A 20836-nucleotide genomic window follows, 5' to 3' on the forward strand; every position below is an offset into this window, starting at 1 on the left:
CATGAAAACGAATGATCTTATCCTTCAGACAGCAACCAAAATCGTGCTGTTTATTATCGTCCTTTTCTCGATCTATATCTTTTTTGCCGGTCACTATACTCCGGGAGGCGGTTTTGTCGGCGGATTGCTTACAGCAGGAGCCATTATCCTGCTTCTGCTTGCCTTTGACATGAAAACAGTCGCTAAGATCCTGCCGATTAATTATATGACCATGACAGCGGTTGGGCTTTTGTTCGCAATCGGAACAGCCGCTGGCGCTTTATTGTTTAATGTTCCATTTTTAACACATGCTTTTGGTGATGTTCACCTGCCTATTTTAGGTGAAATGGCCCTGCATACGGCTACTATATTTGACTTAGGTGTATTTCTGGTAGTAGTAGGTGTAACTATGACCATTATTCAAACGATTGGAGGAGATGAATAATGGAAATACTAATGGCTTTTGTTATCGGGATTTTATTTATGTGTGCTACCTATTTAATACTCTCAAAAAGCTTGCTGCGAATTATCATCGGTACTGGACTTTTAAGTCACGGCGCTCACCTTTTATTATTAACAATGGGAGGTCTTAAAAAAGGAGCTGCACCGCTTCTTGGCGAAGAAGCCCCTTCTTATACAGATCCCCTTCCGCAGGCACTTATTCTAACAGCAATCGTTATTAGTTTTGGTGTAACTGCCTTTTTCCTTGTGCTAGCTTATCGCGCATACAAGGAGCTTGGGACAGATAATATGGAGAAACTGAGAGGAACTGAAGGAAATGATTAACTTTTTATTACTGCCGATTCTGATTCCGCTTATTACTGGGGTCCTTCTCATGTTTATCAATAAACATGTTATGCTGCAAAGGTGGGTTGCAAGTATTTCAGCATTTGTAACAGTGATCATTGCGGCTATGCTCGCTCATAAAGTACATACAGAAGGCATTCAAACACTTAATTTATCAAACTGGGATGCTCCATTCGGCATCACACTCGTTTCAGATATGCTATCTGCTTTGCTTGTGCTAACAACGAGTATTATCTCTTTTGCTTGTATCATCTTCTCTTTTCGAGGAATTGGACAAGAGCGTGAAAAGTTTAACTATTATGCTTCGATGAGCTTTTTGATTGTAGGAGTCAATGGAGCATTTACTACAGGGGATATTTTCAATCTCTTTGTATTTTTTGAAGTCATGCTGATGTCTTCTTATGTGTTAATTGTTCTGGGAGGCACAAAGATTCAGCTGCGCGAATCAATCAAATATCTCTTAGTGAACGTGATCTCTTCTGCTTTATTTGTCATTGCGGTAGGTTACTTATATTCTGTAACCGGCACCTTAAACATGGCTCATTTATCTGAACGGATCGCTTCCATTAGTGCAGATGGGCAGCTTGGGATCATAACAGTAATTGGTGTTTTATTTATGATTGTGTTTGGCTTAAAAGGAGCCGTTTTTCCGCTATTTTTCTGGCTTCCAGGTTCCTATTATGCGCCTCCAGCTCCGGTAATGGCTATTTTCGGGGCATTGCTGACAAAGGTTGGAGTTTATTCCATCACCAGAACATACTCACTTTTATTTTATCATGAAGGCGGGACGATTCAGACCCTTTTAGGTGTAATGGCAGTACTCTCAATCATCCTCGGAGTCATTGGAGCTATTGCTTATTGGGATATAAAGAAGATTATCATTTACAATATTATTACAGCAGTTGGGGTTATACTTGCTGGCGTTGCCTCCATGAATGAGGACGCATTAGCAGGTTCTGTCTTTTACATTATTCATGACATGATCGTCAAGGCTGCTCTCTTCCTGCTGGTTGGCATTATGATTGCTATTACAGGAACAAGCAATCTTAAGCAAATAAGCGGTTTAATTAAAAATTATCCTGGGCTTGCCTGGACATTCTTCATTGCTTCACTGGCATTAGCAGGCATTCCGCCGCTAAGCGGATTTGTCGGAAAACTGCTTTTGATAAAAGGAGTATTTGATGCTGAACATTATTGGACTGGCGCTATTGTCCTAATGTCTAGCTTGTTCGTCTTATTCTCAGTCATGAAGATTTTTATTAACGGATTTTGGGGAAAACCTCTTACATACAAAGGTGAGGAAAAAGCTCCTGTGCGCCAGCTGATGGCAGCGCCAGTGATCTTAGTCATATTAGCTGTTGTTTATGGAGTTGGTGCAGATTTTGTTTTCCCATACATTTCACAGGCCGCCAATATACTAGTGAACCCTGATCTTTATATTGACGCTGTTCTAAAGGAGTGATGAGCATGGCATTTCAAATATTATTAAACATGTTTCTCGGCTTTACTTGGATGTTCTTAACCGCAAGCTATGAACCTATAGCGTTTTTGAAAGGTTACTTTTTTGGTCTGCTCATTATCTTTGCGTTTAGGCGGTTTTTTCCATCTCGGTTCTATTTGCTAAGAGTGTTTGCGATTATCAGTCTAATCCTGCTATTTTTGAAAGAGCTCGTCTTGTCAAATGTAGCAGTTGTAAAATCCGTCTTAAAACCAAAATTGGATATGAAGCCTGGCATTTTTGCACTTCCGACTGTTCTGGAAAGAGATTGGGAAATCACGACACTTGCAAATCTGATTACATTAACTCCTGGAACATTGGTTATTGATGTATCAGATGACAAAAAAATCTTATATGTTCATGCAATGGACATAGAGGACGCCAACGAAGCAATTGATTCCATTAAAAACACCTTTGAAAAAGCCATTCTGGAGGTGAGCAAATAATGATTCATACGGTTGTAATGATTTCCATCATCTGTATTGCTGCGGCCATATTAGTGCTCACTTATCGAGTTATTAAAGGGCCTTCAACTCCCGATCGTGTTATTGCTCTAGATGCAATTGGAATTAATTTAGTCGCCTTGATTGCACTTATTTCAATTGGGTTAGATACAAATGCATTTCTTGAAGTAATTTTACTTCTTGGGATTCTGGCATTTATCGGCACTGTTGCCTTCTCTAAATACCTGGAGAAGGGAGTCATCATTGAACATGATCGAGATCGCTAATATTCTAATAGTAGTATTTTTATTAATTGGTGCATTTTTAAGTCTTGTAGCTGCCTTTGGCGTTATTCGGCTGCCGGATGTTTACACAAGGAACCATGCTGCTTCTAAGTCAGCGACACTTGGTGTTATGTGTATTCTCATTGGTGCCTTACTTTACTTTTACTTCATTGACGGATACTTTAATCCGCGAATCGTACTTGGGATTGTTTTCATCTTTTTAACCTCACCTGTAGCTGGGCATTTAATTGGGCGTGCAGCATATAACTCTGGTGTAAAACTTTGGGATCAAAGTGTAAGAGATGACTATAAAGAAGTTTCCGAAAAGAAGAAAAAGCTTGCTGAAAAAGTAAGCCGCTGATTAAGTGAAAAACCTCCAGAATCTATCTGGAGGTTTTTGCTTACTTTCTTTTTATGACAGCCATTGTACATCTGGAAACACATATCAAATTATCTTGTTCATCCGTTATTTTTACATCCCATACCATCGTACTTTTTCCTTGATGAAGGACGGTTGCATTTGCAGTAACTATGCCTTCTTTTACACCTCTAATATGATTGGCATTAATCTCAAGTCCAACAGCCGCTTCTGTTTCTTGATCAATCAGTTCGAATGCTCCCACACTTGCAGCAGTTTCGGCGAGTGCGACGGAAGCACCTCCATGAAGCAGACCAAAAGGCTGCCTTGTTCTTTCGTCAACAGGCATGGTTGCCACGACATGTCCTTTTTCCAGCAAGGTAATTTCAATGCCTAATGATTCCATTAAAGTGTTTTTTAGACTTGTCATTCCAGTTCCCCCATACACTATATTCTTTCTCTTCTATGTCATCTTTTCTCTCTTTTTCATTCTTTTCCTTCTAATTAGCTTAAATGAAACAAAAAACACTAGAATAAACCCTAACATGACAAGAATTTCCTGTTCATGAGCAACAATGGTTTCAATATGGTCTCCAAATAGCAGTCCGAGCGGAAAGACTATGGATAACCATAATAAAGCGCCGCTATAGGCAAACAAAGCAAATGTCTTATATGGCAATTTGCTGAAGCCATAGAGAAAGGGAAGAAAGTTTCTCACTCCCGGTATAAAATAGCTGATTGATAACGAGAGTGCATGATACTGATCCATTATTTTCATTGACTTTTGTATAGGCTTTGAAAAGCGTTCTCTTCTTTCAAAATATGAAAGCAGTGGTCTGCCAATTACCCTCCCAAGTGTATATGCAGTTGTAAGCGCAGCTACTATTCCCCCATAAACGGCGGCAAACGCTCCGGCAGGGTGCAGGACTCCCAATGAACTTGCCAAACCTACAGTCATCGTAATCACTTCGTTGGGAACTGGAAAGACAAATACACCAATCCAAAGCCAAATAAAGAGGCCTATGTATCCATTATTTTCAATCATATCTAATATGACTTCCAGTTCCATCGCGTCCGCCCCTTTTATAAATGCCTCAAAATTATGGAAGTTTAATTAAGTGCAAACCTATGCCCAAATAGTTTTCTTTATTTTAGCAAGTTCCCCTTAAAAATGCTCTTATAAAGTCATCATTCTGCCTTTTTAATTTTGTCAGCTGTTTTCGTTTGGGAATTTAACATATTTTATAAATCAGAAGCATATAGTGTAATTGGTATTTTTAACATTGAATATGAAAGGGGATGTCAGCATGAATTATTATTATGTTTATTACCCAACTAGAACCCCTTACCACCCTCCTGTAAGATATCTTCCTTATGTACATAGAAACCCTCTCACTGGACCGCACAGACAGTTTCCAACTGTTGATCCTGGGATGTTTATGAACTCAGCGAAGGAGCTTGAGGTCATGATGCAAAGCGCGAGTGTACTGCTTAGTAAAATGGCACAATCTAGATCGTTTTCCTTTGAACTTATGTCAGCAGCACAGGAATCTAAAATGGAGAAAGTCCAATCCCTCATTAAAACAACTGGAATTACCCTGCTTCCAAAGGTGGAATATACACCTAGCGGACTTCGACTAACATTTGAATCATCAGCTGACAGCAATGCTGCCGCAAATTGCTGCCAGCTGGCTCTTAAATTACGATGGAGCTGAGCACATGCTGAAAAATAAAAAGCTCTCCTTTGGATGAGGAGAGCTTAACAATTGATTATTAATAAGGATATCCGTACGGTCCTGGACCGTATGGTACTGGTCCGTATGGCGTTGGCCCATAAAATGGACCTGGATATGGGCGTGGTCCGTAGAATGGACGCGGACCAAGAATAGCACTTCCTACTAAACCTCCAAGTAAACCGCCGACGAAAGGTCCTGCAAAGAAAAAGCGGCTATCATTTCTTGGAGCATGATAAGGGCTTCGATATGGCATCATCTGTATAACCTCCTTCTATTTTATGCCTACACTAAAACATATGCAAATACCCCTATTTGTGAGTGGGCTTCGAATTCTGGCAGTAGACATTGCCACTAAAAATCAGGTCCCAATTGTGTACTCTTTCTTTAAAATGACAATAAAAAGGATGCCCTGCACTTTACCGTTTTGGCCGCAGGGACATCCTTTTTATATTTGTATATGCTTCATAGTACTCTTAAATTTCAAGACCTAACTCATCATTGTTTCGGAATCAAAATTTCGTCGATTATCCCATAATCTTTCGCTTCTTGTGCATTCATAAAATAATCCCGGTCAGAATCCTGAGCCACTTTCTCCACGCTTTGTCCTGTCCGCTCTGAGATAATCTGATTTATGTCCTCGCGAAGCTTCAGAATTCTCCGCGCCGAAATTTCAATTTCCGATGCCTGCCCTCTTGCACCGCCAAGCGGCTGATGAATCATAATCTCACTGTTTGGAAGAGCATATCGCTTTCCTTTTGTTCCAGCTAAAAGAAGCATCGCTCCAAAGGATGCTGCCATCCCTGTGCATATCGTCCGAACATCCGGCTGAATATATTGCATGGTATCAAAAATAGCAAAACCAGCAGAGGTCGATCCTCCTGGCGAATTAATGTAAATGGAAATATCCTTATCAGGTGCTTCTGCTGCTAAAAATAACAATTGTGCAACCACCGTGTTGGCCAGAGCATCTGTAATTTCTTCACCAATCATAATAATACGATCCTTCAAAAGGCGTGAATAAATATCATAGGAACGTTCCCCTCTGCTTGTTTGTTCAACAACATAAGGTATGGTAGTCATTGTTACTCCTCCGCTTCGTTATACGGCTAAGCCGCCATGTAAAGGAAAAAGGATGGTGAGCTTTTTTTCTGATGATTTGCAGGCAATCCAAATGTTTTGTTCCTCTGCTCCTGAATAACAGCTGCTCTTTCAATTAATAACGATGGATTTTCAAGCATTAAGGATCTTTTCAGTAGAATTGAAAATTCATCCCTATCTTCTTCATTCCAATAGTTTTCAGCAAATGATTCTTCCTTTTTCAGCCGCTCTTTTGCTCGATGCAAACTACTCTTAACCGCAGTTTCAGATATTCCAGTCAGCTCTGCTATCTCAGTCAGTTTGTACTGAAATCCTTCCTTTAGGGTAAACATAATTGCCTGTTTGGGAGTCAATTTTTCAACTACAGTCTCGACTGTTTCAAGTATAAGATTGTCTTTGGCAGTACCTTCCTCCAGAAGGAAGGCTACATGCTCTTTTTGTCTACTCCGCAGCATATCAATCCAGTGGTGATAGGCAATTTTATGGAGCAGCGCCTTAGTGATTTGTGCACCTTCACCATAGTGCTTAATTGCTTTGAGCATGGTTTCTTGAGTCAAATCGTTTCCATCCCATTCATTTTTCGAAAGAAAGCAGCAGTACCGTTTTAAATCTGGATATAGTTCCACAAGCTGTTTCTCATTAGCCGAAGACCGTTTCATTTGGATTTTTTTTACCTTGCCGTACATGTTCTCACTCCTTTAGCACCTTTCTGTTAGTAAACGGAGAAAAGATTCAAAAAGATACGGGTACAAAAAATTTTATTTATTTTTTATTTAGTAAGCTTTGGCCCAGTATACAAGCTGCTGTGCTTCTTTTCCACAGCATACACATGTTTTGGTAATGCTTTCTGCCTCAAAAGGAATGCAGCGGGAAGTTGCTCCTGTTTCCTCTTTTATACGATCTTCACAGCTGCGGTCGCCACACCACATCGCTTTTACAAAGCCTGTTTTAGCCGCAAAAATTTCTTTAAGTTCATTAAATTCAAATGCCTGATATGTTTTCTCTTCACGATGATTTTTTGCTTTTTCAAATAAACTATGCTGAATATCTTCTAAAATACCAGGCAGCTTCTGCTCCAGTTCGGATGCAGCTACGGTTATTTTTTCACCTGTATCCCGTCTTGCTAAAATGACCTGTCCTTTTTCTATATCCTTAGGACCAACCTCAAGACGCAAAGGCACACCCTTCATTTCGTATTCATTGAATTTCCAGCCAGGTTTCTTATCACTTGCATCAATGCCGACACGAGCAATCTTTGAGAGTTTTTCCTTTAAATCATAGGCATAGTCCAGCACGCCTTCCTTGTGCTGTGCAATTGGCACGATCATTACCTGTGTTGGCGCAGCCTTTGGCGGAATAACCAAACCGCGGTCATCACCATGCACCATAATCATCGCTCCAATAATTCTTGTCGTGAATCCCCAAGATGTTTGCTGTACGTATTGCAGCTTTCCTTTCTGATCGGTAAATTGAATGCCAAAAGCTTTGGCAAAGCCATCGCCCAAGTGGTGGGAGGTGCCTGATTGCAGTGCCTTTCCATCATGCATAAGACTCTCAATCGTATACGTGAATTTCGCTCCAGCGAACTTTTCTTTTTCTGTTTTTTGTCCTTTAATGACCGGAATAGCGAGGATATTTTCACAAAGCTCTGCGTACACATTAAGCATTTTAACGGTCTCTTCAAGTGCCTCTTCATCAGTGGCATGGCAAGTATGTCCCTCCTGCCATAAAAATTCCAGTGTGCGCAGAAATGGTCTTGTTGTTTTTTCCCAACGCACGACATTCGCCCATTGATTGTAGAGTTTTGGCAAATCCCGATAAGAATGAATGATATTTTTATAGTGCTCACCAAATAATACTTCAGAGGTCGGACGGACACATAGACGTTCTTGGAGCTCTTCTTCTCCTCCGTGTGTAACCCAAGCCACTTCAGGTGCAAATCCTTCAATATGATCTTTCTCCTTTTGCAGCAGACTTTCTGGTATGAAGAGAGGCATATAGACATTTTCATGACCAGTTTCTTTAATGCGCCGATCAAGCTCATCTTTAATATTTTCCCATAATGCATAGCCGTATGGCCGAATGATCATCGATCCTCTCACACTGGAGTAATCAACTAAATCTGCCTTTTTCACAACATCTGTATACCATTGCGCAAAATCTTCATCCATTGCTGTTATCTCTTTTACAAATTCCTTGCCCATTTTGGTCACCTCAATGTTTTTATAGTTATTTTTGCTGCTTTGTTCCCGTCAGTTTTTGGATTTTTGAGTGACGGGCACTTTGTTAGTGCTTTAGTTCCTGTTGGCTCTGGGTTTATAATCTGACGGGCACTTTGATCACACTTTAGTTCCCTTCAGCTCCGCTTTTTCCAGCTGACGGGCATTTTCCTACCTCTTTAGTTCCCCTCAGCTCCGCTTTTTCCAGCTGACGGGCACTTTCCTACCTCTTTAGTTCCCCTCAGCTCCGCTTTTTCCAGCTGACGGGCACTTTCCTACCTCTTTAGTTCCCCTCAGCTCCGCTTTTTCCAGCTGACGGGCACTTTCCTACCTCTTTAGTTCCCTTCAGCTCCGCTTTTTCCAGCTAAAGGGCACTTACCTGCTACTTTACTTCCCGTCAGCGCTTAGTTTTACTCCTGACGGGCACTTCCTTCTCACTCTACTTCCCGTCAGCACAACATTTCTCTCTAGACGGGCACTTTTATCCTTTTTTCCATTGCTAAATGCTGCTGTTAAAACGGCTATCAGAACAACCCACCTTCCTATAACCAAACAAAAAAAAAGCACTGCTTTGTATAGGGACCAAACATGGCGGTACCACCCTATTTCAAAGCAATGCTTTACACTCAACATGATAACGGACTTGCATCCGCAGCATTTTCATATCACAAGACATCCAATGCAGAACTCAGGGAGCAGGTTCTAGTGTTCGTTTATAGGAACCTTGCAGCATATGGCTCCCTCTCTGTTATAAACATCTTCACTATACTAATCTCCATCAACGTTTCCTATTCATTTTTCAAGATTATATAAATTATTATGATGAAAGTCAATTGTGAATATCATCTATATTTATTTTCTCCAAAAAGTAGAACAATCAGCCTTGTCCAAGATATTAAACTGGATCATCTTTTCCAGTAATTTATAATCGACGGGTTCTTTCCATTTAAAGCGCACTAACTCCTTCGTATGATCATGTCCTGCCTGTTCAATGTCCTCTAATACATGATTCATGCCTGCTTGTTCAGGAGCAACACTCATATGGTTTTTCGCTGCACTGAAACCAATAATAAACGTATCGTGATCTGTAAACATTGGCTGGTTCCATTTAATGACAGGCATCAAAGTGGGAAATGTACTTTTTATCCATTTAAAAATTTCTTCCATACGCACACGATGCTCTGGAGTCTTTAAACTTGCTAAATACTCTTCAAAAACTTCCATCTTGTTCACCCCTGCTTAACATTATATTTAATAGAACCTGCACTAACCACGCTGTAAAATACTTAATTCTATCTTTTTTTAACTATATATTCTAAGAGAAAATTAGTCAAAATACCGATTAGGATCTTTTGTTATCTCAAATTGCGTCACTCAGCCTTGTATCCTTTTGCTATTGCAGCAAAAAAAATCCCCCCTCTTGCACGAAAAGGGGGGAATGCTATTATTTTGAAACCTCTGCATTTTCAAATGCTTCCGCAACAGGCACATATGGGTAGCCAAGATCTCTTGCTACAGCTTCATAAGTGACCTTTCCGTTCACAGCGTTAACACCAAGCTTGAGTGCAGCATTTTCTGCAACAGCTTTTTCAACGCCTTTATTTGCTATTTGCACTGCATAAGGAATCGTTACATTTGTTAAAGCGAGTGTTGACGTTCTAGGTACTGCTCCAGGCATGTTTGCTACCGCATAGTGAACAACACCATGTTTCTCATATGTCGGAAAATCATGAGTTGTTACATGATCAACGGTCTCAAAGATTCCGCCTTGGTCAACCGCAACATCAATGACAACAGATCCTGGCTTCATTGTTTTGATCATATCTTCTGTCACAAGCTTTGGTGCTTTTGCTCCTGGAATCAGAACAGCGCCAATAACAAGATCTGCTTCCTTTACGCTCTCAGCAATATTGAATGGATTGGACATGAGCGTTTGAATATTATTGCCAAAAATATCGTCAAGCTGACGAAGACGCTCTGGACTTAAGTCGATGATTGTTACCTCTGCTCCAAGACCAATCGCCATTTTCGCAGCATTGATGCCTACTACGCCACCCCCGATGATCGTTACTTTCCCGCGTGATACGCCAGGAACTCCTGCAAGCAGAATCCCTGATCCGCCATTTGTTTTCTGCAGGAACTGTGCACCAATTTGTGATGCCATGCGCCCTGCTACTTCACTCATTGGTGTTAGTAAAGGCAATGTGCGGTTTAATTCAACTGTTTCATATGCAATTGCTGTTACTCCGCTCTCAGTTAATGCTTTTGCAAGTTCTGGCTCTGCTGCCAGATGCAGATATGTGAATAACACTAACCCTTTGCGGAAATATCCGTATTCAGATGAAAGCGGCTCTTTTACTTTCATGACCATGTCCGCATTCCAAGCTTCCGCAGCTGTATTAACAATTTTTGCACCTGCTTGTACGTAGACAGCATCCTCAAAACCGCTGCCCTCGCCTGCGTTTGTTTCAATCAGCACTTCGTGGCCTGCTTTAACCAGTGCATCAACCCCAGCAGGTGTCATCGCAACACGATTTTCATTATTTTTTACTTCTCTAGGTACCCCAATGATCATGTAAATTCCCCTTTCATCTTAACAAAGTAAACGTTATCAACAGTATAATAATTTAAACACTTTTTGGCATTGTCGATATATGAAAATAAAAAAAGCATCGTTTGTGAAATTCTACAAACGACGCTTTTTATTTTCTAACCTTCTCATTTTTAATTCAAGGAACAGAGTCACTTTCTGGTTTGTATTTTTCAAATCAATACCACTAATCTCAGTAATTCTTTTTAATCTGTAGGTTAATGTATTTACATGAACATGAAGCTTTTTAGCCGTATCATTTACATTACTATCGTAATTAATATAGCTTTCAAGTGTTTGAAGCAGCATGGTTTTATGTTCTTGATCATAGTTTTGCAATTTTTCCAGTGCTGGATACACAAAAGGATCCTGCCGCCTTTTTTCCATTAACAGTTCAATATAGCGGAAAATCCCCAGTTGCCTATGACTGTTAATATCGTCCATCTCATCTTTAAACTGCTCTTTTAAACGAACAACCTCCTGTGCTTCCTGATAACTTGCTTCTACCTTATCATATGTATCATATAATCCGCCGCAGCCACCGATCATTCCATCCACTTGAAAGCGGGATTTCATTTCTCCTATGAAAAAATTCAGAAACTCAATAATAGGTGCTTCAGAATTTTCCTGTGCTGGCGGTGAGGCAAGCACGATGAATTCATTGCCCATTGCAGCGTGAAAAGAAATATTAATCTTTTGGCTCGTTGTCATTAAATAAATGATATTTTGTGTGATTTTCTCTGTGATATTTTCAGTGAATTGGAATACAAGCACAATAAATGGCGACGGCGGCTTAATATTCAATTCTTCAAATTTATTCTTTATTTCTTCATGATTTCGATCGCTTCCCGTAAGAAGCTGCCAAAAAAAGTCCTGATAGCTCTCTACTCGTTTTTTCTTTTGCACATTTAGTTTTAACAATTCCGTTCTAGCAGCTGCTGCGGCCTGTTTTAAAAGATTCAGCTTTTGCTCGGTTAATTTCACTTCTCCTTCAACAACCCATATGTATCCAAGCACTTCATTATGATTGCGAATTGAAATGGCTACTCGATCTCCTAATCCTATTTCCTTCATTTCATGTATTCTTAAAGGCTCACCGCTTTGCATCAATTGCGGAATAATCCTTGCTTTCCATAGTGAATTAATTACCTTTTCAGGCACCTTTCGGCTGATGATGGTTGCAATTCTAGCGGAGTCCGTTGTGTCATCGTGTGTGCTATAAGCAAGAAGCCGATGGGTGGCATCTTCAATTGTAACTGGACATTCTAAAACATCCCAAATCTTATCCACAAGATCCTCTAAATTCAGAAATGCATGTTTAAACGGATCTTTACCAGCACGCATATCGTCCATCGCATAAACCTCCTTGCTTTTTGCCTCAAAATATACGAAACTTATTTCTTTACTTTATTATAACGGATTTTAAAAATCTGGACATTTTCATCAATACATTTAATTTTCTAAATAATAGATCTTTTTATACTTCGCTTGATGTTCCTACCCCTTGATCTTACAATAGAAAATATTCAAAATACTATTTTAAGATAAAGTTTCATTCATCTACATTGAGTGAAATCAGCAATTTGCACCTGCATTAGTAACTGCCAAATGAAGAAACACTGTAATGGAGAAATGGTCACTTCACAGACGAAAAGGGGTTAACATCTTGGATATTTTAGAAATATTGAATGAAATAAACAGTGTTCTGTGGGGAACACCCAGCCTGCTATTGTTATTTGGGACTGGAGTCCTCCTCACATTATTGTTAAAAGGAATTCAATTTTCAAGGTTAATGTATGCTTTTAAGCTCGCATTTACTCGAGAAGGACGAGCTACAGATGATTCTGAAGGGGACGTAAGTAATTTTAAAGCCTTAATGACCGGGCTTGCTGCTACAATTGGAAACGGAAATATTGCAGGAATTGCTACTGCCATTACACTCGGAGGTCCTGGAGCTATTTTCTGGATGTGGATTGTCGGTTTACTGGGCATGGCTACCAAGTATGCAGAAGCTCTCCTGGCGATGAAGTACCGCAAGAAAAATGCAAATGGCGAATATTCAAGCGGTCCAATGTATTATATAGAATATGGATTAGGCAGAAAGTTTAAATGGCTCGCCATTTTATTTGCTATCTTTGGTGCTTTTGCAGCATTTGGAATTGGCAATAGTGTGCAATCAAATACAATTGCTTCTGTGATGAAGGATTCATTTGGTGTGAATGAAATTGTGACTGGCGTTATTCTTGCCGCCTTAACCGCTCTGATTGTGTTCGGCGGTATTCAGAGAATAAGTACAGTAGCAAGCTTCTTTGTGCCCATTATGGCCTTTCTATATATCGCTGGCTCCTTAATCATTCTTTTTATCAATTATGATCAAATTATTCCAGCATTTGAAACCATCTTTCATTATGCATTCAATCCTGTCGCCGCTGCAGGCGGATTCGCAGGTATTCTAGTGATGGATGCCATAAAAAATGGTGTTGCCCGTGGAATTTTCTCAAATGAAGCTGGGTTAGGAACTGCAGCACTAATCGCCGGAAATGCGAAAACCGATCATCCGGTTAAACAAGCATTGGTTGCCATGACTGGAACGTTTATCGTTACGATTATTGTCTGTACAATGACAGGACTTGTTCTTATTATTACAGGTTTCTGGGATACAACAGGCGGATTGCTTTCCGGAGTTGCACATGATCCCGCTTTAGAAGGCGGAGCTTTAACAAGTGCAGCGTTCGCTTCTGTATTAGGAACAGCTGGAGAATATATTGTTGCCTTCTCTGTTATTTTCTTTGGCTTTTCAACTATTGTCGGCTGGTATGTGTATGGCGAAAAATGCTTTGAGTATATCGTTGGCACAAAAGGCATTATGAGCTACAGAGCGATCTATATTTTAGCCTGCGGAATTGGAGCAGCAGCTAACCTCACAACCGTATGGGCATTTGCTGATATGGCGAACGCTCTAATGATGATTCCAAACTTAATTGGTTTGATTCTTTTAAGAAAAGTGATTGTCGCAGATACAGAGGATTTCTTTGCAAATCATTATAAAAAGAACGTAAAATAATTAGAGTATACAAAAGGTGAGGTTCCCATGCTTGGGACCTCACCTTTTCCACTTAAAAATGATACCTTGACATATCATGATATTGATGCATATTTTTAAAAATTCGAAAATGATAGAGGAAGTCATCCATAAACAATGCTTGCTCTTCATCAAACCCGTATACCTGCAGAAAAAGCTCTAAGATGTGCAATTCCTCCTCACTCCAATGCTGATAAATCCACAGCTTGCTTCCAATCCTCTCATATAAGTGAGCATGACCTGCAAACGTAAAGACCTGCTCAAAATTCACTTCATCATTTTGCACACTCTCACTCCTTCTCTTATCATATCTAACCATCATTCCCAAAACTTATACTTCAGCAAAACAGGCAGCAGGCAAATCACACAATTTGAGCACCATCACCCATGCTTGTCTATATGATATAAGAAAAGTGAAAATCTTTTATTTGGCCATACGAAATATGATGAGCAGCAGCATCAGTGTTTCGTTATGCTGACATTTGACTTACAGGTGATGATAAAGAGGGAAGGTGTCATTGAATTGGAATTAGCAGATTTGTTTGATTTAAAAGGAAAAACAGCCATTGTCACTGGCGGCGGCAGAGGTCTGGGGAGGCAAATGGCTCATGCACTTGCAGAAGCTGGAGCCAATATCGTCATTTGCTCCCGAAAGCTGGAGCAATGTGAGAAGACCTGTGAAGAAATACAAGAGCTTTATAACGTAAAAGCCATAGCCTTAGCCTGTGATATCAGAAATGCAGAAGAGATACATCAGGTCGTGAAAAAAACAATTCAGCAGTTTGGTACATTAGACATTCTGATCAACAACAGCGGTGCTTCTTGGATTGGCGATGCTCTTACATTACCGGAGGATAAGTGGCAAAAGGTCATGGATGTCAATGTAAAAGGAACATTCTTATTCTCACAAGCAGCAGCGACGATCATGAAGCAGCAGGGTTCAGGAAAAATCATTAACATCACTTCCGTTACAGGCATGTACGGAGCACCGGCAGCATTCTTAGATGCGATTGCCTATAGTACGAGCAAAGGCGCTGTCATTTCTTTTACAAAAGATTTAGCTGTTAAACTTGCTCCCTTTAATATACAAGTAAATGCCCTTTCTCCTGGCCTTTTCCCTACAAAAATTACTGCAGCAATGGAGCATGCTAAACCTGGCATCTTAAGAAAAATTCCAGCAGCGCGGTTTGGAGATGATAAGGATCTTAAGGGTGCTGCTCTCTTTTTATCCTCCAAAGCTTCTGATTACATGACAGGTCAAGTCATGGTACTGGACGGGGGACTGACAGCCTCTCTGTAATAAACCTTTGTATACTAAAACACTTAACAATAGAAAGGAATAAAACAAAATGGATATAACACAACAGTTTTTTAACATATTAACTAGATCGGGTTTTCAAGTAGAGCAAATGATCAATCGCTCTATTCAGAACCACTTAAATAAACCTGCATTCGTGAATTTTGCCTCACAGCGTGCAAATGGGATGGCTAAAGGAATGAGCAGCCTCCAAAATACAATGGAAATGCTTTCCGTTCCATTTAATTTTCCTACTAAAAATGATTTGGCAAATACGACAAACATGGTTGTTCAGTCTGAGGAAAAAATTGATAATCTTGAATATCAAATGATCTCCTTAACAAATGCTATTCAAGATTTACAGACAAATATCCTTTCAGCCAATCAAACACAAAGGGATAACCGTTGAAATGGCTTCTGAAATGGATGAGCTCTTTAATAACAGATTGATTAATGTCTTTAAAACAGTCAATAGTCCAGCTCCTGAAGTTGGCCTAACTCCCAGACAAGCGGTTTGGAAAAAGAATAAAGCCACCCTCTGGTACTATCCAGCACAGCAAAAAAAATATGATACGCCGTTATATTTTATTTATTCGCTGCTCAACCAGCCTTTCATCTTAGATTTAGGTCCAGGATATAGTTTGATTAAATTTTTGAATGAAAAAGGCTTTGATATTTATCTGCTGGATTTCGGGATTCCAACCTACGCGGATAAAGATCTCACTGTGGATGATTATATTCTTCGCTATATTAAAAAAGGTGTACAGCGTACCTTAATTCATAGCGGTGCGTCACAGATATCCATTATTGGCTTTTGCATGGGAGGCACATTTGCTTCAATCTATGCTGCAATAGCAGACGAACCGATTCAGAATCTGATCCTTGCTGTAGCACCTATTGATTTTTCCTATTTTCCAATTTTTGATGAGTGGCAAAATAGACTCCGAGATGGGGAACTAGATTTAGAAACTATTTTTGATACTGCAGGGGTTATACCCTCTCCCTTAATGAAAGCAGGTATTAGGCTATTTGTCTCTCCGGTCTATGTATCTCCTTATTTATCATTATTAAGAAAAAGCTATGATGAAGAGTATGCACTCAAGTGGAAAAGATTAAATTTTTGGGCAGAATCACATATTCCTTTTTCAGGAGCGGCACTAAAACAAATGATTCAGACCCTTGGAATTGAAAATGGATTAATGAATGGAACATTTTTAATCGATGGGACTCCTGTCAATTTATCAAATATACACGCAAACTTGCTTGCTGTTGGATCAAATGTTGATCGCTTGGTTCCAAAGGAACAAATTCAGCCGGTTATGGATCTTGTCTCCAGTAAAGATAAAACTTTTTTTGCTATGAAAGGCGGACATGCCACACTAGCAACAAATAAGGAAGTGCAGGAATTTTTAAGCAGTTGGTTATCGGTCCGCTCAAATCCGATCAGGATAAGCTAAAATCGGCTTTTTATAAAATTTATCTGAGAGGAGGTAGTGTAAGTGACAGGTGTTTTATCTCAAGAAACTGCGATTGATTTTCATCATACTCACATATGTTATTTAGGCTTCGCTGCCTTTGTTTTTAAGGAATATCTCTATTCCTTATATCAATAAACCGACATTTCCCTCTAAAAATTGTTAGAATATCACCTTCTTTGTCTAATAAGAACTTCTTTTGTCACCCATACAGGAAAAAAAAGAGAGAAGTTGAATTTTATATACAGTAAAGGAGGGAATGTTCATGAATACAACAAATGTCGCGCAATTGCTTAATGTATCAAAAAGTACAGTTCAGCGCTGGGTGAAGCAGCTTGATCTGCAGATGAAACGCAATGAGTTAGGCCATTATTCGTTTTCCGAAAATGATGTTGCATTACTGACGCAAGTCCATGAACAGCTGCAGGCAGGAAAGAATCTTCAGGAAATCAGCGTAATAAGCAAAAAGCGAAGAAATGGCATCGTGAAAAAAGAAGAAAAAGATCACCGTACAATCGAGCTTCTTAAGAGAATTGACGAGCTGGAGCTCCGAATTAATCGTAAAGCAGATGATGTTGTGTCCTATCAGCTTTTACAGCATCGTCAAGAAATGGAAGAATTGCAAAAACAAATTACGTCACTCAACGAACGAATGTCTGCTCTTGAAGCCACAGCCAGCACTCTGCAGAATTTCCCGCCGCCCCCCCAGGATACACTCCTGCTTTTAGATCAGGAGATACCAGAGAAAAAATTAAAAAGAAAAAGCTTTTTCACCATGCTTTTTGGATAAAAAACAAGCTAAATAGCGTTACAGCAGATGCTGTAACGCTTTTATTTAAAGTGGACCAAACATAAAATAATCTGTCACGCCCTAATTGAATAGGTTACGCCGATCATCACTATGCGATAAGAAGCTCCACATTAAATCGCTCTAACAATTTCACAAATTCATGATCTGGCATCTGATCTGTAATAAGCAAATCAATTTCGTCCAGTCCGGCTATGCAGAAAAAGTCGGTAACACCAAGCTTTGTATGGTCCGCTAAAACGATGGTCTGACTCGCCTGCTGAATCATTTTCCTTTTCACCATACCATCCTCTTCATGCGCCAAAGTAATTCCAGCTTCGGAAACACCAACAACGCCGATAAATGCACGATCAACACGATAATGGCTGAGCTTTTCTATCACAGAAGAACCATACAAGAAACGATGCTCCTTATGAAGCATGCCTCCAAGCAGAATAATATCCACTTGCTTAAGATGAGATAAGATTTCAGCCTCATTGATGGAATTTGTAATGATCGTACAGGGAATATCATTCAACTGTTCGGCACAGGACTGCACCGTTGTCGATGCATCCAATATCACTTTATCTCCTTCGCCAATAAGCGAAGCTGCCCTTTTGCCGATACTCTTCTTTTCTTTTGATACCGTAATCAGCCTTTTCTCATAATTTTTTATTTCATGATGAGATGACGGCAAAATCGCACCGCCTCGGGTTCGAATAATCACACGGTCTTCTTCAAGTCTAACAAGATCCCTTCGTGCGGTATCACGTGAGACATCAAAAAGATGGCAAATTTGATCAATGGAAATCGAGTTGTTTTCCTTTAAATAATGCATGATCCGAATAATTCGTTCTTCTTGGTACATTTGATCAGCTACTTTTTAAGTAATTGTAAGTATTTCTAGTTAATTTTAAGTCATTATTTAAGTGAATTCAAGTAATTTAATGAATTTACGTCAATCCCATGTAAAGCGCTGCTCCTTAAAGGGGTCACCATAATTATGATAGCCGTTTCTCTCCCAAAATCCTGGTGTATCCACTGCTGAAAATTCAATGCCTCTTAGCCACTTGGCACTTTTCCAAAAATACAGATGCGGAAAAACGGCACGCAATGGAAAACCATGCTCAGGAGTCAGCTTTTCATGGTTGTAGGAATGAGCAAGCAAACTGCTTTCTTTCATAAAATCCTCTATCGGAATATTGGTGCTCCAATCCTCCTCCGCATGTAAAATGACGTAGCGAGCATTCTCTTTTACTTTTACACGCTGTGCAATAGACCTGCAGGATATACCTGTCCATACCGTATCAAGCTTCGACCAGCCCGTGACACAATGAATATCATTTTGATACTCTTTCTGCTCCAGCTTTAATACTTCATCATATCCTAATGTTATAGGGTAGTGTACCTCTCCGAAGATCTGCAGCGACCATTGACTCATGTCAGAGTAATAAGGAACATTGCCATGGTGAAGAACTGGAAAAGTTGTTGTGACATTCTGATTCGGCGGAACTCTGGAGGAAGTATGTTTTTTTATTTTTCCGAAATACATATGAACCTCTCCTTTGTTTTTACTTTTATCATACCCTAATACCTGATTCATAAGGATAGTGATATATTTTACATTCCAAAATGCCTATATAATAAAAAAAGTGCCCAAGCGAATGGACACTCTCTCATTTATAGAATCATTGCTGCAATCCAGCCAAAAGCGATAAGCGGGATATTGTAGTGAAGAAATGTTGGAACACATGTATCCCAGATGTGGTTATGCTGACCGTCTGCATTTAATCCAGATGTCGGTCCAAGTGTACTATCAGACGCTGGTGAACCTGCATCCCCAAGGGCAGCTGCTGTTCCAACAAGTGCGATCGTTGCCATTGGGCTGAAGCCAAGTTCTAGTGCAAGCGGAACAAAGATCGTTGTAATAATAGGAATAGTTGAAAACGAAGAACCAATTCCCATCGTCACCAGCAAACCAACAACAAGCATCAGCAAGGCAGCCATTGCCTTATTCCCAGCTACTGCATCTGCCGCAAGCTGAACGAGTGACTCTACGTCACCAGTTGCCTTCATTACTTCTGCGAAACCAAACGCTGCCAGCATGACAAATCCAATAAAGGCCATCATTTTCATGCCATCTGTTAAAAGCTGATCAGCTTCCTTCCACTTAACAGCTCCGCTGATATACAGAACAATTAGTCCTGATACAGCACCTATAATCATAGAATCCGTAACAATTTGAACAATAAGAGCTGCCGCAATGGCTGCCAGTCCGAAAAGGATATCCTTTTTCCGATACGAGATTTTTTCTTGATCGACAACACTAATATCTGAATAGCTTCTATTTTTTCTATATGATATAAACGCAATAGCCAAACCAACTGCCATCCCGCCTACCGGAATCAGCATTGCTACCGGAATATCATTCATATTTATAGCAAGTCCGCTAGTATTCATGTTCTCTGCAAGGATCTCATGAAAGATCTGTCCGAACCCAGCAGGAATCAGCATATACGGAGCCGTTAACCCGAAAGTCAGCACTGCTGCAATCAGTCTGCGATCTATTTGCAGTTCATTCATAATCTTTAAAAGCGGCGGAATCAAAATCGGTATAAAGGCAATATGAATGGGAATAACATTCTGTGACATGCAGGCCATTAATAAAATAGCAAAAATCATAAAAGCCTTCGACAGTGTTTTTCCTCGGCCTTCTCCATTCACAGCTACCTTGCCCAGCACCCAGTCTACTAATACATTCGGAAGACCTGTGCTTGAGATTGCAACCGCAAATCCGCCAAGCAGTGCATAGCTTAATGCAACTTCTGCACTTCCGCCAAGACCGCCTGAAAAGACTTCAATCGTTTCTGTTAGATTAAGGCCACCCGTTAACCCTCCGACTACAGCACCTGTGATTAACGCGAGAACAACATTTACTCTGAATAAGCTAAGTAATAGCATAATTAATACAGCAATGATGACTGAATTCATAATAGTAAACCCCTTTTACTTTATTACGATAAATTGGTAGAGAACTAAAATACGATTATAAAATTATCATATTATTGTAGTGCATGTCAATCATTTTATTTTAGTTCGCTAGTGTGATAAAGAGTATGGAGTTCTTTTTGTTGCGTTAATAATAAAACAGAAGCCAGAGAAATAAATCTCCGGCTTCTACTT

General features: G+C 39.9%; 25 protein-coding genes and 1 other annotated feature. Of the genes, 12 read left to right on the forward strand and 13 right to left on the reverse strand.

The features are described 5' to 3' along the window. Position 1 precedes the first annotated feature (1 nt). From J1899_RS18090 to mnhG, 6 genes are read left to right on the forward strand one after another with little or no spacing between them, the layout of a single operon-like run. Positions 2-424, forward strand: a complete 423-nt coding sequence (locus J1899_RS18090; protein ID WP_066442829.1) for a Na(+)/H(+) antiporter subunit B — start codon at positions 2-4, stop codon at positions 422-424. Next, positions 424-765: a Na(+)/H(+) antiporter subunit C gene (locus J1899_RS18095; protein WP_066442828.1), complete on the forward strand. Its 342-nt coding sequence runs from the start codon at positions 424-426 to the stop codon at positions 763-765. Before J1899_RS18090 ends, J1899_RS18095 begins: the two co-directional genes overlap by 1 nt. Then, positions 758-2248, forward strand: a complete 1491-nt coding sequence (locus tag J1899_RS18100) for a Na+/H+ antiporter subunit D (protein WP_066442827.1) — start codon at positions 758-760, stop codon at positions 2246-2248. Before J1899_RS18095 ends, J1899_RS18100 begins: the two co-directional genes overlap by 8 nt. Before the next feature lie 5 nt (positions 2249-2253). Beyond that, positions 2254-2730, forward strand: coding sequence for a Na+/H+ antiporter subunit E (locus J1899_RS18105; protein ID WP_066442826.1), 477 nt, complete (start codon positions 2254-2256; stop codon positions 2728-2730). After that, positions 2730-3014, forward strand: coding sequence for a Na(+)/H(+) antiporter subunit F1 (locus tag J1899_RS18110; RefSeq protein WP_214475617.1), 285 nt, complete (start codon positions 2730-2732; stop codon positions 3012-3014). Before J1899_RS18105 ends, J1899_RS18110 begins: the two co-directional genes overlap by 1 nt. Beyond that, on the forward strand, positions 2998-3372 hold the full coding sequence (mnhG, locus tag J1899_RS18115; RefSeq protein WP_066442824.1) for a monovalent cation/H(+) antiporter subunit G: 375 nt from the start codon (positions 2998-3000) through the stop codon (positions 3370-3372). The genes J1899_RS18110 and mnhG overlap by 17 nt, the downstream gene beginning before the upstream one ends. A gap of 40 nt (positions 3373-3412) precedes the next feature. Here mnhG and J1899_RS18120 read toward each other — a convergent pair whose 3' ends face one another. Continuing rightward, positions 3413-3799: a hotdog fold thioesterase gene (locus J1899_RS18120; RefSeq protein ID WP_066442823.1), complete on the reverse strand. Its 387-nt coding sequence runs from the start codon at positions 3797-3799 to the stop codon at positions 3413-3415. Positions 3800-3832: 33 nt separating this feature from the next. Further along, entirely contained in the window at positions 3833-4438 is a 606-nt protein-coding gene (locus tag J1899_RS18125; protein WP_214475619.1) for a DedA family protein, read from the reverse strand. Positions 4439-4676: 238 nt separating this feature from the next. Here J1899_RS18125 and J1899_RS18130 point away from each other — a divergent pair, with 238 nt between their 5' ends. Next, positions 4677-5084, forward strand: coding sequence for a YuzC family spore coat inner layer protein (locus tag J1899_RS18130; RefSeq protein WP_082851613.1), 408 nt, complete (start codon positions 4677-4679; stop codon positions 5082-5084). 58 nt (positions 5085-5142) lie between these two features. Here J1899_RS18130 and J1899_RS18135 read toward each other — a convergent pair whose 3' ends face one another. From J1899_RS18135 to J1899_RS18165, 7 genes are all read right to left on the reverse strand, one after another. Next, positions 5143-5361 carry a hypothetical protein gene (locus tag J1899_RS18135; RefSeq protein ID WP_343216727.1) on the reverse strand — a complete coding sequence of 73 codons (219 nt, stop codon included), beginning with the start codon at positions 5359-5361 and terminating at the stop codon, positions 5143-5145. Between the two features lie 239 nt (positions 5362-5600). Continuing rightward, positions 5601-6185, reverse strand: coding sequence for an ATP-dependent Clp endopeptidase proteolytic subunit ClpP (clpP, locus tag J1899_RS18140; RefSeq protein WP_214475621.1), 585 nt, complete (start codon positions 6183-6185; stop codon positions 5601-5603). Positions 6186-6211: 26 nt separating this feature from the next. Further along, entirely contained in the window at positions 6212-6889 is a 678-nt protein-coding gene (locus J1899_RS18145; protein ID WP_214475624.1) for a sigma-70 family RNA polymerase sigma factor, read from the reverse strand. Between the two features lie 87 nt (positions 6890-6976). Further along, entirely contained in the window at positions 6977-8407 is a 1431-nt protein-coding gene (gene proS, locus J1899_RS18150) for a proline--tRNA ligase (RefSeq protein ID WP_214475626.1), read from the reverse strand. A gap of 589 nt (positions 8408-8996) precedes the next feature. Then, positions 8997-9213 (reverse strand) — a binding site (T-box leader). A gap of 61 nt (positions 9214-9274) precedes the next feature. Beyond that, entirely contained in the window at positions 9275-9646 is a 372-nt protein-coding gene (locus tag J1899_RS18155; RefSeq protein ID WP_214475628.1) for an iron chaperone, read from the reverse strand. A 220-nt stretch (positions 9647-9866) separates the two neighbouring features. After that, positions 9867-10997, reverse strand: a complete 1131-nt coding sequence (ald, locus tag J1899_RS18160) for an alanine dehydrogenase (RefSeq protein WP_214475630.1) — start codon at positions 10995-10997, stop codon at positions 9867-9869. A 111-nt stretch (positions 10998-11108) separates the two neighbouring features. Continuing rightward, positions 11109-12365, reverse strand: a complete 1257-nt coding sequence (locus J1899_RS18165) for a PucR family transcriptional regulator (RefSeq protein WP_214475633.1) — start codon at positions 12363-12365, stop codon at positions 11109-11111. Between the two features lie 313 nt (positions 12366-12678). On the opposite strand from J1899_RS18165, the gene J1899_RS18170 reads away from it, so the two are divergent. Then, positions 12679-14076, forward strand: a complete 1398-nt coding sequence (locus J1899_RS18170) for an alanine/glycine:cation symporter family protein (RefSeq protein WP_246586517.1) — start codon at positions 12679-12681, stop codon at positions 14074-14076. A 52-nt stretch (positions 14077-14128) separates the two neighbouring features. Here J1899_RS18170 and J1899_RS18175 read toward each other — a convergent pair whose 3' ends face one another. After that, the gene (locus tag J1899_RS18175) at positions 14129-14380 is read right to left on the reverse strand and encodes a hypothetical protein (protein WP_214475636.1); all 252 of its coding nucleotides are present in this window, start codon (positions 14378-14380) and stop codon (positions 14129-14131) included. Positions 14381-14617: 237 nt separating this feature from the next. Here J1899_RS18175 and J1899_RS18180 point away from each other — a divergent pair, with 237 nt between their 5' ends. The 4 genes from J1899_RS18180 (at position 14618) to J1899_RS18195 (ending at position 17656) form a co-directional block, all read left to right on the forward strand. After that, entirely contained in the window at positions 14618-15394 is a 777-nt protein-coding gene (locus J1899_RS18180; protein WP_214475638.1) for a glucose 1-dehydrogenase, read from the forward strand. 49 nt (positions 15395-15443) lie between these two features. Continuing rightward, positions 15444-15800, forward strand: a complete 357-nt coding sequence (locus J1899_RS18185) for a hypothetical protein (RefSeq protein ID WP_214475640.1) — start codon at positions 15444-15446, stop codon at positions 15798-15800. Between the two features lies 1 nt (position 15801). After that, a complete protein-coding gene (locus tag J1899_RS18190; protein ID WP_246586518.1) occupies positions 15802-16848 on the forward strand; it encodes an alpha/beta fold hydrolase in 1047 nt (348 codons plus the stop codon). Positions 16849-17131: 283 nt separating this feature from the next. Beyond that, entirely contained in the window at positions 17132-17656 is a 525-nt protein-coding gene (locus tag J1899_RS18195; RefSeq protein ID WP_246586519.1) for a MerR family transcriptional regulator, read from the forward strand. Between the two features lie 109 nt (positions 17657-17765). On the opposite strand, the gene J1899_RS18200 is transcribed toward J1899_RS18195, so the two are convergent. The 3 genes from J1899_RS18200 to J1899_RS18210 form a co-directional block, all read right to left on the reverse strand. Continuing rightward, entirely contained in the window at positions 17766-18521 is a 756-nt protein-coding gene (locus J1899_RS18200; RefSeq protein ID WP_066442810.1) for a DeoR/GlpR family DNA-binding transcription regulator, read from the reverse strand. Between the two features lie 90 nt (positions 18522-18611). Further along, a complete protein-coding gene (locus tag J1899_RS18205) occupies positions 18612-19205 on the reverse strand; it encodes a sulfite oxidase-like oxidoreductase (RefSeq protein WP_066442809.1) in 594 nt (197 codons plus the stop codon). A gap of 128 nt (positions 19206-19333) precedes the next feature. Further along, positions 19334-20644: a Na+/H+ antiporter family protein gene (locus J1899_RS18210; RefSeq protein WP_214475645.1), complete on the reverse strand. Its 1311-nt coding sequence runs from the start codon at positions 20642-20644 to the stop codon at positions 19334-19336. Positions 20645-20836 lie beyond the last annotated feature (192 nt).

The sequence above is a fragment of the Cytobacillus gottheilii genome, assembly GCF_018582665.1.
GTDB lineage: Bacteria > Bacillota > Bacilli > Bacillales > Cytobacillaceae > Cytobacillus > Cytobacillus gottheilii.